Source organism: Shewanella sp. SW32, assembly GCF_025653365.1.
Taxonomy (GTDB): domain Bacteria; phylum Pseudomonadota; class Gammaproteobacteria; order Enterobacterales; family Shewanellaceae; genus Shewanella; species Shewanella oncorhynchi.
In genome coordinates this window covers 22,942-36,562 of sequence record NZ_JAKKSJ010000063.1, presented here as the reverse complement: position 1 = coordinate 36,562, position 13,621 = coordinate 22,942, and the positions used below count along the sequence as shown (strand labels likewise).

Genomic DNA, 13,621 nt, shown 5'->3' with positions numbered 1-13,621 from the left:
GACTTGATTACGAGAGAGATTAAGACGTTCACCTAATTGCGCGCCCGACATCCCCAAGGCCTCACGGATACTGCGCACCCAACCATTTTTCGGCGGTTTAGGCACAGATAAACCGAGTAAAGCGCTGATTTTTGCTTTGACTTGCTTGAGTGCAACGGCATAGACACCGGATTTTTTCATAATTTTGTATCTCTAATTAAATACACTACAACGACAATAGTATCTAATTTTGCATACATTATAAAGATTTTTGTATCTAATTTTTAATACACATCAAAGGCAAATGTATCGATTATAAAATACGCTACTTATTTGGCTATCTGTTTACTGGACAATGGTCGTGTCAAATTCATCTTGGAAGAGCAAACGTCTTCGGCAGCGCTAGAATGGGAAGTGAACGGTTTAGGTTGATTTAGAATGGGGGTTGTTTTGGGAAGTACACAATCCAGACTTCTGCTCTGAATGATTTCTGTCCAGAAACGTGTTTGAATGGGGCCATCAATCTGTGGATGCTCAAGACAACCTGTATGATACTTTATTACTCAGTTGTAGCGTGACTCAGATTTTGTAGTAGGAATTAGTATGAATCTTTATTTCTGGGTGAGTATCATTTAGAACGGTACGATCAGGGTTACTTGGCTGTTTAGTATGAGACTTATTCCTCTCCCACAGCTTTGCTGTGGGTTTAGGCTTCTTAATCCGCTATGAGGTTAACAAACCATGTAAGCCAAAGATTGGTTAGGCACTAATGGAAAAATATTAAAATGAGCCAAATCGAGTCATGATGGATAGTAAAAATTCTGTCTGAGTTCGAGAACATGGCTCTACTCCTGCATTTGGGCGCATGTGATAAAACTCACCTTTAAAGTAGATAAAAGCTTGTTTAGTGTGATTCGCCCGTGCTTGATTGTTTGAATTGGTTGAAATATAGATATCATAGATATCATTTGAATATACCAGCTTGATAGCGGCATTCATGGGGTTTGTGTTCATTATTCTAATTCCTTCCTGGCACTTCAAATATTTTACTGATAAACAAAAACTAATGACATCGTTTCAGCGTCGATTTGAGACAGCAAAATAAATTTCCCTCTGTATAACAGACAAGTAGCTCGAATCAAAGAGAGGCACCTAACCGAGCCCATGGCCAGTAGTTCGTCCGATAGGTATAACCATTAAGAGAGAGCAATCCCCCCTCCAATGCAAGCTACCGCATACTGACCCTTTACTAATTCAATTACTGGTTACTAGCAATAGATTTTGAACTAATTTGAACAATTTCCATGTTGTTTTTCTAAGAATTACACTTCCATTTGTTGCCAAAATAAGTATCATAAAGCCTCACACAGTTGATTTATCAAAGGTGTGTCCTCCAACGGGGGAAGGGGTTCCTCCGGGAAAGAAACCAGCTTTATAGTTGGTTTTTTTTCGCCATTATTTTGGGTTTATTGCTATTTTCGCGTGATTTTCATGCTGCGACAACACCTGAGCATTGAACCGTCCATCCAAATCGATCCACGCCATTAACTGTTCAATTTCACTCGATACTTGAACATAGACAAAAAGCGTTACCGGTTCCAAATACTTACCATGACTGTCGAGCTTGTTAAATATTTCATCGTTACACAGATAAATATTCCCAGGATGAGCAACCGTTGATGGAGTGCTCAATTGGACCATTAACTGAGTGGACACATGCAAGTCCCCAAGGAAGTCAAATAAGTAGGATTCGGCCTCGCCTTTACCGCGATAGACTTCAAGATTGTCTAATAGCATACAAATCTCATGCTCAAGATGAACCGAATCAGGCACCAGAGAGAGCTTTTTGAGCTCCTTTTTGCAAGATTTCAAATTGGGTGACTTCACTCTTTCTTTGAGATATTTACGCAATATGCTCGTTCTGGTGGCCTTTGGCACATATCTTTCGACTAAGGCAATATCAAGGTAAAGGTGGATTAAAGCATTTTCACAAACGCATTTAAGAGACTGATAATATTCGGTCAATTCTGTGTTCCTTTCTACAACGGGTTACTTTTTTGTCTAAACTTAGCCATCGCACCATCTTCAGCCAATATATCTCTACCATACCGATAAACCATGACGAGTGAACTCCAACGCCCTGATACTTGAACCTGCATAGGCGAAAAACCAGCTGCTAACAGATCTTGGCACGCACCGACACGCGCTGAGTGACCACTCCACGCTTGCTCGCTACGTAATAAGTGAGGGGAATGGGTTTTAACAAACTTAAAGGCATTGGAAAAAATGCTATCAATGGCATAGCCACTCAAAGGCTTAATTTGTTCGCCAATTTTATTTGATTTATGCACTCGCTTAAAAATGAGTCCCTTTCGTTCTAGCTTGGCCAAGGTCACGTAATCGTTGATCGCTGCCATGCATTCATGGCTCAAAATCACTTTATCGGGTTCGCCGGAATGACGGGTCTTGGTGATCGGAACAAGTAAAATGCCACGGCCATCATACGCCACATTCAAATGCTCAAATGAAACTCTGGCCAACTCGGATTCACGCAACATAGACTCATAAGCCGTCATAAGCAAAGCGAGATCACGCCTCTCAATTAAGCGTTCGCTCTTTGAGAAAGCTTGTTTAAGCACTTCCAAATGTTTCAAATTAAAAGCCGCGGCCTGACTAATAAACTCACCATTTTGAAGCTTAATTTCTTCCATTTTTCCCATTAAATGCTTAATTTTTAATGGCTCAGTAGGCGAAGGTAAACCAGCAGCTAAGTGATAAGTTTGCACCGCCCAAGAATAAACTTTCAAGGTATTATTTTTAACAGTGGGCGCCAACTCTGTGATAAATCGCTCAAAATTGTCAACAGAACAGGGGATGTGAACAATGTTATGTTCACCGCACCACCGTCGAAAAACATCCCAATGCTGATAGAGTGACTTTAGGCTATTTGCACGTAAATTATGGCCATTAGATTCAAAGTCACTGAGCAACAATGAAATTAGCTCAGAAATACGCTGCGGTTGAGCAAATTCAATGTCACACTCCAACAATGAACGTAATTCATTCTGAAGAAGGGTACGCCTATCGAGTAATAAGTCTTTGACTTTATGTGGCTTTATCTCACCGCCCAAACTCGAAGTTACAGAAAAACTTTCAACTTTCATAATTTCGTTCATCAAAACTTATCCTTGCTAACAAGTCGATAAGGTGAGGGTTATTCTTCCACAAGCAATTGTTCCTCCATCCGAAGGGTTACATCGAGCGACAATAAGTGAAAGATAGCTTCATCAATCGAGCGCAAATCCTCCCTTTCCATAAGTCTTTTTAGCCTATCAACGAGCTCTGAAGACAATTCAATTCGAGTTTTATTCTCTCTTTTTTTCAACTGACTAATTTCTTTCCGGACCCAACGCCAACCCTCATCTGAAAAAATTGAGTTCAACAATTCGTTCAGCTCATCCATACTCTCATGCTCGATGCCAGGGATCGGCGTTCGCTTGATGGCGCGCAGTAATCTTGAAGCTGACATCCAGAATTTTTCAGCTGTGTCACGGTAGTGAACAAAGTTAGGCTGATAACGTGTCGGTGAGATGTTGCTCATGGTATGGCGAATATGCCGGCGAAGAAAATGATTGGCAAGTTGGGCCTCTGCCACAGAAAGTAATCGCATTCGCTTTCCTTTGGGTTTATCGCCATACTTATAACGCCACTCCGGGGCAACATAGTTTTTTCCGCTCATAATTCCTTCCAGTAAAATGGCTCCACCATAAAACATCATTTTTTAATAGTTGCGACAAACAGGCCACTAAAAAACACTAACTGCATATTATGGTTCCACCATAATATTAATCGCGATAAAGATCAATCCTAACTTGAGATAATTACACTTATGTCAAGTTAGGAGTAGATAGTGGGGGGGAGGGGGCAAGGTTGTTTATGGTGCCACCATAATAGAGGTTCTGAAAATTTTGGTGATGTCAGGGAGGGATTTGAAGCATTGGGTGAACATGTTGTGCTGCTGATTGGCGTAAAGTGAATCACAGCAAGTAAGAAAGAAGTACGCTGTGAATACTACATTGTTAAGATATTAGTGAAACCGCTTTTATTATATTAAAGGTACTTCTGAACAAGATATTGCATTCGTAATATAAGAGCCTCAAATAGTTTGCTACGTCCCATAAACATTTTGAAAAGTACTTACACAATTTTTAAGGATGCTGATCCAACCAAACATCACAATTATCAATGAGCAAGTTTCTACTGCTCGCAGAATAAAAATCACTCAAGAACTTATGTGCACCATTAATTCTAATAATCAATTCTGAAGACAAATTCAGATTGAATGCCCTGTCAAAATAAAATGATAAGATTTCATAATAATGAAGCACATCATTGGCACAAATATTAAGGTGAATTAACGCCTCCGAAAAATTCACAACTTCAAGATTAAAGGCCAATTCACGCGCAAGCTTTTCGACAATATCCAAGATTTCCATTAGACTTTGATCTTCACTATTAACTACGCAATATACGATTGGCATGTTGTTTCCTACGGGGCTTTGAACTGACTCTAGATCTGATTTATGAAGAGATACACCTTGCGCGGCCACTAAATCGAACAGGCAATCAGAAGTTAAAAACGGGCAATTCGCCTCATAACCATGCTTGCATGTTTTTTTGTGCTTATTAGGTATATGGTTCTTAGGCTTTAGAACCAGTTTAATTCTATAAGAGGTTTTAAACTGCTTTAAAACGCTGGATATCAATGAAGAACGCAGCATATCTCGATTCACTTATGCTACTTGTTGAGCCGGCAACGCTCTGTCGCCCAGAGCATTGAGTACACGAACGCTTCCTTCTAATACAGCCACGATGAGCTTACCTTCCCTAGCATTTGCCGGAATGATTACTCTGCCACTATCAGAAATTTTACAACCCGAGAGGCACTCAGATTTTAAGACGAGTGAAAATTCATCGTCGTAGAACAAAATTGTAATATCCAAAGATTTTGACATGTTCCTCCCCCCTAAGTTGAAACTGTGATCATAAAGAGTTTTTGTTGAGTTTAAGTCGATCTCAGCGACGAAATACGACAGATAAAGAAAAAATGAGAGAAAAATGATTCGAAAGCTACTGTATAGCTGTGAATCAGGATAAAAATTGAAAAGAGTAAAAAGTTGACGAATAAATCAGCAAGGTGGCTAAATTTGCCCAACGCGCCAAAAATGTAAAGTTAGTCAATGTTTAATAATAACAATTAATTAAGTTAGATTTGGCGGAAATTTCCAGAATCCCGGCGAACCCTCGCATAGACGCGAAATAGCCATCCTCGACCAAGTAAGGAAAAGAACCTGTCCCGCATCAGTGACAACAGTGTCAGAGTTACCCCTAAGCTGAGTACAACTAACCAACCTTCAACCATTAACGCTATCCAACGCTATTAGCAATTTCCAACTCTCGAATACAGTAAGCCGTGGCGATGTCGGCGCGTTCAACGGCGTTTTTCGCATCGGCTTCAAGGCGCTCAACCATCAGTTCTAATGTTTCCATTTGCTTGGCACGGCGTAAGCGCAATACATAGGTTTTCACTGTGTCACTAGCACTATTGAAGTTGAACATCTCACGTAACATTGTTTAGTCCCGAGCAAAAGATTTCCAAATGTAATTCTGGGGAAGACATTAACACCAAATGATAATTCCCAATATAACCGATGCCAAAATAATTCAATTTAGACCATCATGCAAACTAGGGGGAAGGAATAAGCAAGAGCACGGAGTACACCTGATAATTCCGTTAAACTCTGACGCGCTTATTCTGGCGTTTCCTTGGATATAACTTGTTTAACTCGCTTCACCGTCGAGGTGCTATTGAGTGTTAATCTGGCGATTTTCTCTAGAGTGAGATTGCCTGCCTCCAACAGATCAATCACATATTGATACTGCTTGCGCCATTCCTCGCCACCGACTTTGATGGTTCCCTTGGGGCGCCCAAAACTGCTGCCGCTTTGAATCGTCTGGCGAATCCCTTTACGCACAGCATCTAATCGCTTGGGTTCGTAACGCCAACGCCCTGTGGCAATAAAGCGCTCGTCCTTATCGAAGGGGGCTAAGTCATTGGCTACGCGTGTGAATGCGGCCTTAAGCTGCTTCAATGCTGACGCATCGAGGCTCAGATATTCTTGATGTTTTCCTATCTCTCTCTTTGATAGCCGGTATCGATACAATACATACTGCTCCAGATAACCGCCGTAAGGGATTAACCGCAATACTTTGGTGGAGATGTCCTGGTTAAAGTGGGCTTTCATCTCTGACATGACTTCAGCTAACCTTACGTTCACTTCACGACGTGTCCGGCCCACCTTATAAATGACTTCACCACTGTCTAGGGTTAACTCAAATAAATAGGTGGTAGCCATCATCAGCTGCTGTTGGCGCCAAGCCTCAATCTCAAAGTGTGCTCGATGTAGTTCGTTGTTAGCCACTAACTGCGATTTTCTATGTATCCGGGCTGTGAGTTGGCGGCGAAACCAGTTGCTGAATTTACTCAGCGATAGTTGGCCGGTGATGATTAACGCGGCATCGGTCAGTCGATATTTACCCGTGTAACTGTCGGTCTCAATAAGATTGTGCTTTAACAGATCACGAACATGCTTAGGTTCATACCAAAATACTTCCCCAGGATGGGCTTCGGCGTAATTCTGTAAGACATTAACAAGGAAATCAGGCGCGCAAAGGTGAAAGTGATCCCAGCCTGGTATTTGTGGCAGCTGTTGCAGTGACTCATGGCAGGTTTCGCCGTCATGTCGAAAGTGATGAATATTGACTAGCCCCTTTGCGGCGATCAACGGCACGGCACAAAAGGGGCAGGAGAGGTCGGTTTTACCACTATTTACCACATCGATAGCGATTAACTCTCCGTCTGTGGCTTTTCCGAGTGTTAAAAAGGCATTGGAAGTCATACTTAATTGACCCTGTTAAATGTCGAATAAATGTAGCTCAAATAAGTATGGGGAAGAACGTAAGTTATATCAACCGGTCAGGTCATCAGGTCATCAGGGCGGCTAGGGTATTCTAATCTCAATTCAATGGCTAAAGTCGATTATTTGCAAAATCTGCCATAATCTTGTCGTCACTAAGATTATCTAAATTTCTCTTCCACTTTCTCAAATATGGCCATCGCCACTTTATTGAGCACTATTAATTATCTATCCAGATACTCAAGAGGTAGGGGTGTACACCTATCTTTGTTAGCCCACATCATTGCATGATGGTCTAAATAAGGTTACAGTAAGACAACAACAAAAATACTTTAAGGTGATAGCTTTGTGTATCATATCGGATAGCTATGAAGTGATCCAATCCTCATTGCGGGAGCTCAATCACCTGCTTGATTCGAATACCCCTATCCGTGCCAGCGTGACACCTGTACCGCCCGTCATAAAATCGGCTGAGAAAGTGCGCGAGCCGGTGACGGTGATTTCGGTACGCGAAACACTGGGTCTTGCAGCAGTAACGAAAGCCAAACTCGCTTACGGTGATTTACACATTCATCCTGATTACTCGCAGCGCTCAGCTCGTAGAACGCCTGGGGTGCTTTGGTACTCCACATCGCCGTTAGTCACTCACAAAGTTATGGATGTCATTGCCCGGATTAACTTGGCTAAAGCGGCCATCGAGAAGGAAATCACCACCAAGTACAGCGCCCGTGCAGACAGATTTGAGAAACTACGAGAGGTTTGCCCTGGTGTCATGGCGTTACATCTCTATCGCCAAATCCGATGCTTTGACGAACCCATGACCTCGGCGCGGCTCAGCTGGTTATGCAAGGATGTGGTGTCGAAGGTCGATAAAGACAAATTGCTACAGCAACTGAACGCGGATATTAAGCGCCTTGGCGATGAATGCCCAAGTCAGCTATTGCTGTTAAAGCAGAACATCTTGAACACCCCCGAAGCGATGATTCGGGCGCGTCGGGATATTCAGCCGCAGCCCGTGGCCAATCTCATGATTAACGGGAAGGTGAAAACGGTTACCGCTACGATGCCGCTTATTGTATTGCAAAGTGAGCCGTTAGAGATCAAGCCACTCACTACGTTTGACGCTTCAGTTAAGCGCGGTACTCGTGCCGATAAGCAAGCAGCTACGCCACTGGGCTCCTTTAATGGCTCCAGCTATGAAGCAAGGAATTAAAGACCGCAAACGGAGAGTAATTAGGTCAATTTTTGCGTAATTCCCATGACGTAATACAGTGCGTAAAGCAATGTAATTTGAAGGCTTATGAATGAACAGTTACGAAGAGCAGCTTAAATCCGTCTTTCACACATCGCAGATGCACTTGTATATGACTTGTGCTGAGTCAGACCGATTTGTGCCAATGCAACGCCGCAATGAGATCCTGATAAAAAGGTTAAAGCCTTTTGTGGATGACAAGTCATACCGTGAAATCAAGAGTCATATTAAGCGTGTTATCCAGCTTGGTCGCAAAGGGCAGGATATGGAGGCCTGCATCAATCAAATGCTATCAGTAATCAATAGCTCCAGCGTGAAATACGATAGGATGATGGCGTTGGCTGAATGGTTAGTTACTACGATTGAGGTTATCGAAACGCCGATTCAATTCCGAACCAGCGAGCAACCAGTAACAGTGGACCACAATGTCTGTGAGATCCGCTTTAATCGCTTAGAGATTGAAAATTGCTTTAATGAAGACGGCCAACAAATTGCTCCGATGATAATTAACTATCGCTACACTTCAGAGGACAATTTAATTGCACTTAAGAAGGTGTTTAACTCAGATTATCAATTGATTGAATGTATGGTGTTAACAAACAACACTGCCAACTTATTTATCATCGATAGCGCTCATTGGTTGGATGCTCAATAGTGCTCAAATAGCTGAAAGGAACTCTCGGTATGATTCAATTACCCTCTCTCACCTTACATGATGTTGTACGCAACTTATCCGGCTTAGGCTTCTTTTGGGCGTTGTGGATGATATTCCCTTATCGACATAATCACGCAATACCTCTACTTCGGTCTGGTGCCGCTATCGCTTTGATGGCGGCTGGGTTGTATAGGCTAAGTGATACAGGGCTTGTTGAGTTTAACACCCCTGCATTTCTGGCGCTGGCCACATTACTGGTCACTACTAAAATGGATAATACCAATACATTTCCGGCGATGGTTATTCAGAACGTGTTTCTTGGTAGCACGTTAATTTCGTTATTTATTTATGGCATTGGAACCGTAGTTATCACCTGCACTTCGGCTGCGATTTTCTTGTATATCCTCAACAAAGCAATGCCGGAAGACATTCACAATTAATATAGCGAGTGATATTGTCCATCCGTGTACTGCATTGGACGTAACTCTATGAATCCTTTTATCCTGCCAAACAGAGCCCTTAACGCGAGCGAGCTGTTTAATCAACGAGTCCTGAACGACCCCTCTACGTCGAAATGGGTTAGGGAACAGTGGGGGAACCTGTCGAAGCGTGATGTTGTTGATGCGCTGAATGACTTGGAAATTCTACAGTTGATGCTGACCAAAAAATTGCATGGACTAAGCCAATGATTATCGCGAATAAAATTGGCTGACTCATACCCGCAGAGCTCAACGTTGAGACTCCGAAATACTGGGATGTTAAGCCTTATGATGAACCAAACACCCGTAGAATATGGAAAACCTATAGAAATGTCAGGTATTTACAGACGTAAAAGCCGCGGAAGCATTGGTGCTTTCCTTCCTGAACCACTTTAATCGCTGGCAATACCTGCAAGGAAATGAAAATTGAAGATAAATCTCAGAGAGCTTAATGCTCTTCAACCCGCCCCTCTCAGCGATGCGGTTTTAGTAAACCTAACTGAATTAGCATTGGCAAGAGGCTGGGTTATCGATAAGGGCCACATTACCTATGAAACGGTGCCATACGACCTTATTGTTGGACACGAACAAGGGATGATTCCTTCGGTTTCCTGGGGAAACCTGTTAAATGGCCACCATACTTCTATGGGGCATTATTTGGGGATTTTAGAAGATAGCCCAAATTTTTTTACAGACCAATTTTGGCCCAAAGTAGGCGTTACACTCGCAAAGCTGGAAGGTAAGTATTACTTGGTTGGTGGTAAACACCGAGTCACTATCAATTACTTCCTCCGCCATTTCAACCCCGAGACATTCAACCATTCAATCGTGATCCCGAATGTCAAAGTCCAGCATTACACACTTAAATAAAATGAGGCAGCAACATGCAAATCGGCCAAAAATATATAGCGGTGTCTCCAGCTACATCCTTCGATGACGTTGATGGCAGTTTAGTGGAATTTCCCGAGAAACGGCTCCAATTAGAGGTACTTCCAAAGCCAGAGAAAGTGCTGGTGGATGACGGTGAAATCTCCACGATTGAGTCCCTACCAGCACACCTAAAGTCGGAAGATTGGTATTTTGTTCGCAATTTAGACACGGGCCGTAGGCATTGGTTTACACCGCTTGACTATAAGTTGACGTTACTTGAATAAATCATAGAGTCATCGATACCGATACTTGCCTTTAGGTGGATGTGGAGCTTGAGCCGCAATCTCCGATTTTCTTTTCACACTTAGATGGTCATTACACTTAGGGCAGTAGTTGAGTAACGCACTGCCTTCAAAGTCCAACTGACAAAAAACGCAGCGATATATAGCGACTACGTTCAACCTGTCCATTTTGGCAATCTGCTCTTTAATCCGATCACGGGTAGTCTTGGTTTGTTCCAGAACTTGTTGCTGTTCCTGAACAGCTGGAGCTTTAGTCTGTTGATGCTCAAACCACGCATTGCGCCTTGGATTGTAAATCCAAGGCTTGCCCTTAATGGACGTTTCAAGCCATTCGCGCAGTAGTGTTTGAGCTGATTTTAGTTTGTAAAACTCATTAAATATCTTTGAGAAAGGAATCAAATCAAGTCCTAGTACCGCCGTGTGCTGATCTCTTGAGAGGTTGTTATATATCGGCGCAGGGCGACCAGGATGGCTAATGTATAGGCATAGCTTGCGACCTGAGACTGTAAAGATTAAGTCAAACATAATATCCTGCTCATAAATATCAAGCGTTATGTTCTTGGGTTCCACCGTGATTAGAAAACTTTTGGTAATGACGTGCTTTTGGCCGTGATGGTCAATCTCGAGAGGTGGCAACATTAACAAGCCTGTCCCCTGTAGCAGCTGCTTCAGCATGTAGCGTACTGAGACATAAAACGAGTATTTGCAGGCCTCTATCTCTTCCTTACTCGCACCTTTGGAGTCATGGGCAAAGTGGGACGCATTAACGTCACCCTGCCGTGCGATTAAGGCAATACCGCATGATGGGCAAGTACAATCACAGGACTTACCCCGCGTTGCGTCATCTGCATCTATATACACGCCATCATTACGAAGGCCGAAGGGGATTAGATTCATAAGGTAAGCTACTTACAAAGTTTTAAGCCTTCTTGAAGGATCGGTCCGATATTAACGCGGGATACACCCATTTCATCCTGAACTTGTCGAAGAGTTTTATTTTCCTTTTTAGCTATTGCCTTTTGGTATTCCAATAAAGAACTATCCTCTTTCCAAATTGGCTCAATAGCATCATAACCCTTGCTTTGGGCAACAACGTTTACCGCATATTCTTTATCATTTGCGATAAAAAACACGGCCTGTTCGTAGCAGCCAAGTTCTCCGCTTTCGACAGTAAACGGCCAACTTTCCCCATAACTACTTTGATGAATTTCTTTAGCGTTTAAAGTTGGGCTCAATGCAAGTAGTGAGATAATAATCGCTTTCTTCACAGTTCACTTCCCTGTTTTAAATTGTTTAACTTACTGATATTAAGTCAATAATTGTCAGGTTCATATAGAAATGCAGGTAGAATCAGACTACCGTCTTTCTGCCAACATCTTGGCCATCGCACTTTCCTTTGCCTTAATGTCTTTGCCGTACCGCAATACCATCATTGGGCTTTTCCAACGGCCGTTCTCTTGGATTTGGGCTATCGAATAGCCTGCGGCAAGTAAGTCCTGTGCGGCGCCAATCCTGGCACTATGCCCAGACCAAGCAGAATGAAGGTCGATTGCTAAGCTCTCGAATGCCCACAGAAATACTCGGTCCACTGTACGGGTGTTCATCGGCTTGGCTTGAACCGAGACTTTATTGCTCCGGCCAATCGGCTGAAACAAGTAGTCTTCCTTAGTCAGCCCAGCACCTTGGATGTACCGCTGAATCAATTTGAAGCCTAGCGGCGTAATGTTCACAACCTCTTCTTCACCCGAGTCATTGGTTTTGGTGTAAGGCACTGACAACACATAATCGCCTTCAAAGGTGGACTTGAGATGGCCCACTTTGATCCGAAGCAGCTCGGATTCACGAAGCAACGATTCATAGGCGATGTTCAGCAACGCCAAATTGCGCTTGTCTAATAACCTCTCACTTTCGCCATACGATTCTATGAGCATCTGCAGGTGATGAAGTCTAAAAGGCGTTGCCTGCTCTTGCGCTAAGCCGCCTGACTCGAGCTTTACTATTCTGATTTCATTCTGCTTGTCTTGCACGGTCTTACTGCTCACAGGGGACAGCAAACCACACTCCACATGGAAACTGTTAATCGCCCAAGCATATTGAGATAAGGTAGTGTATGACGACGCCTGGTGGTACTCAATAAATGTGGCCACTACCTCGGGGCTCGCAGGCAACGGGGTAAGGTTATTTGTAAGACACCAACTTTCAAACTTAGCCCACCGGCTCATTAGTGCTCGCCATGTATTAGCCCTGCGGGTACGGTGGCCATTCTCAAGAAAGTGCTTGAGTTTTGCCTGAGTAATCTCCCGAATGCGGAGCTTGTCTGCATCGGTTAAGTGAGCCAGAGGCTTTGACAATAGCGCCTGTAGCTCGTCAGTAGAGCGCTGATAGCTGTCTTTTAACGAATCGTTAAGCGTTGACGGAGGTTCGCCGTAGGACAGTGCAACGCTGTGATTATTCGTGGTTAACAAGCTCACCTAATGCCTCCCTGTCTGCTGAAAAAGCGGGGTGTTCGTCCTTGTAAAAACTCAGTAATTCATCAATCGCAGCATCCACGGATTTGGCGCCAATCGTATCCTTGAAAAGAACTAGCTTGTCGTATTGGGTCTTGCTGATCACAGGTCGAGTCGTTTTTTGAAGCCGCTCGATTTGAGAGATGCGCCGACGTACCAGCTTCCAACCTGAATCCGAGAAAATGGAATTAAGACAGACATTCAATGAATGCAGCGCGGTTTCCTGTGGTAACGGCTTGGATTTGGTGGGTTCGGTTTCTCGCATTAACTGACGGAATGTCACAGTGAGGGTCGGAGTGCCATTTAAGAACTGCGAAGTAAACCACTCGGTTTTCTCTATCTGGTTGTAAGTGTTACCGATCATGCGCGAGAGTAAATCACGTACTTGTGGGCTTGCAGCTTCACTTGCCGCTAACAGTCTTAATGTGCGTCCCTTGGGTCGCGAACTGACGTCAGAGGGGAGGGCGTGATACGTCCAAGCTGGGCCTAATGAGTCAGATTTGAGTGGGGAGGTAGTGTCATTCATTTTAGTATGGCGTCTCTACACTAATAATTATGTTTTTAGTATAAAGACACACACTAACTAAATCAAACAAGTTT

At 43.3% G+C, this 13,621-nt stretch carries 17 protein-coding genes and 1 pseudogene; 5 read left to right on the top strand and 13 right to left on the bottom strand.

Annotated elements, in window-relative coordinates:
• From L5M28_RS22900 to L5M28_RS22860, 9 genes and pseudogenes are all read right to left on the bottom strand, one after another.
• A pseudogene (locus L5M28_RS22900) lies at positions 1–180 on the bottom strand (transcriptional regulator); the annotation flags it as partial.
• 579 nt (positions 181–759) lie between these two features.
• The gene (locus L5M28_RS22895) at positions 760–993 is read right to left on the bottom strand and encodes a hypothetical protein (RefSeq protein ID WP_263204476.1); all 234 of its coding nucleotides are present in this window, start codon (positions 991–993) and stop codon (positions 760–762) included.
• Positions 994–1,434: 441 nt separating this feature from the next.
• A complete protein-coding gene (locus L5M28_RS22890) occupies positions 1,435–2,004 on the bottom strand; it encodes a DUF2913 family protein (protein WP_263204475.1) in 570 nt (189 codons plus the stop codon).
• Between the two features lie 14 nt (positions 2,005–2,018).
• A complete protein-coding gene (locus L5M28_RS22885; protein WP_263204474.1) occupies positions 2,019–3,155 on the bottom strand; it encodes a tyrosine-type recombinase/integrase in 1,137 nt (378 codons plus the stop codon).
• A gap of 38 nt (positions 3,156–3,193) precedes the next feature.
• Positions 3,194–3,718, bottom strand: coding sequence for a hypothetical protein (locus L5M28_RS22880; protein ID WP_263204473.1), 525 nt, complete (start codon positions 3,716–3,718; stop codon positions 3,194–3,196).
• A 469-nt stretch (positions 3,719–4,187) separates the two neighbouring features.
• Positions 4,188–4,760, bottom strand: coding sequence for a hypothetical protein (locus tag L5M28_RS22875; protein ID WP_263185339.1), 573 nt, complete (start codon positions 4,758–4,760; stop codon positions 4,188–4,190).
• A gap of 12 nt (positions 4,761–4,772) precedes the next feature.
• On the bottom strand, positions 4,773–4,994 hold the full coding sequence (locus L5M28_RS22870; RefSeq protein WP_263185338.1) for a TIGR02922 family protein: 222 nt from the start codon (positions 4,992–4,994) through the stop codon (positions 4,773–4,775).
• Positions 4,995–5,406: 412 nt separating this feature from the next.
• The gene (locus tag L5M28_RS22865; protein ID WP_208660719.1) at positions 5,407–5,610 is read right to left on the bottom strand and encodes a hypothetical protein; all 204 of its coding nucleotides are present in this window, start codon (positions 5,608–5,610) and stop codon (positions 5,407–5,409) included.
• A gap of 179 nt (positions 5,611–5,789) precedes the next feature.
• A complete protein-coding gene (locus L5M28_RS22860) occupies positions 5,790–6,938 on the bottom strand; it encodes a GIY-YIG nuclease family protein (RefSeq protein WP_263204472.1) in 1,149 nt (382 codons plus the stop codon).
• Between the two features lie 355 nt (positions 6,939–7,293).
• Between L5M28_RS22860 and L5M28_RS22855 the strand changes: the two genes are divergently transcribed.
• The 5 genes from L5M28_RS22855 to L5M28_RS22835 all read left to right on the top strand — a co-directional run bounded on the left by L5M28_RS22855 (position 7,294) and on the right by L5M28_RS22835 (position 10,496).
• On the top strand, positions 7,294–8,169 hold the full coding sequence (locus L5M28_RS22855; protein WP_263149230.1) for a DNA replication terminus site-binding protein: 876 nt from the start codon (positions 7,294–7,296) through the stop codon (positions 8,167–8,169).
• Between the two features lie 91 nt (positions 8,170–8,260).
• The gene (locus L5M28_RS22850; RefSeq protein ID WP_263149229.1) at positions 8,261–8,863 is read left to right on the top strand and encodes a DUF2913 family protein; all 603 of its coding nucleotides are present in this window, start codon (positions 8,261–8,263) and stop codon (positions 8,861–8,863) included.
• A gap of 29 nt (positions 8,864–8,892) precedes the next feature.
• On the top strand, positions 8,893–9,303 hold the full coding sequence (locus tag L5M28_RS22845) for a hypothetical protein (RefSeq protein ID WP_263149226.1): 411 nt from the start codon (positions 8,893–8,895) through the stop codon (positions 9,301–9,303).
• A 465-nt stretch (positions 9,304–9,768) separates the two neighbouring features.
• Complete coding sequence (locus tag L5M28_RS22840) at positions 9,769–10,212, top strand: hypothetical protein (protein ID WP_263170084.1); 444 nt, start codon at positions 9,769–9,771, stop codon at positions 10,210–10,212.
• 14 nt (positions 10,213–10,226) lie between these two features.
• Positions 10,227–10,496, top strand: a complete 270-nt coding sequence (locus tag L5M28_RS22835; RefSeq protein ID WP_263170082.1) for a hypothetical protein — start codon at positions 10,227–10,229, stop codon at positions 10,494–10,496.
• Between the two features lie 9 nt (positions 10,497–10,505).
• Here L5M28_RS22835 and L5M28_RS22830 read toward each other — a convergent pair whose 3' ends face one another.
• From L5M28_RS22830 to L5M28_RS22815, 4 genes are all read right to left on the bottom strand, one after another.
• Positions 10,506–11,411, bottom strand: a complete 906-nt coding sequence (locus L5M28_RS22830) for a hypothetical protein (RefSeq protein ID WP_263170080.1) — start codon at positions 11,409–11,411, stop codon at positions 10,506–10,508.
• Between the two features lie 8 nt (positions 11,412–11,419).
• Positions 11,420–11,782, bottom strand: a complete 363-nt coding sequence (locus tag L5M28_RS22825; RefSeq protein ID WP_263204470.1) for a YebY family protein — start codon at positions 11,780–11,782, stop codon at positions 11,420–11,422.
• A gap of 87 nt (positions 11,783–11,869) precedes the next feature.
• The gene (locus L5M28_RS22820) at positions 11,870–12,985 is read right to left on the bottom strand and encodes a tyrosine-type recombinase/integrase (protein WP_254803680.1); all 1,116 of its coding nucleotides are present in this window, start codon (positions 12,983–12,985) and stop codon (positions 11,870–11,872) included.
• The gene (locus tag L5M28_RS22815; protein WP_259484411.1) at positions 12,963–13,547 is read right to left on the bottom strand and encodes a hypothetical protein; all 585 of its coding nucleotides are present in this window, start codon (positions 13,545–13,547) and stop codon (positions 12,963–12,965) included. Before L5M28_RS22815 ends, L5M28_RS22820 begins: the two co-directional genes overlap by 23 nt.
• Positions 13,548–13,621 lie beyond the last annotated feature (74 nt).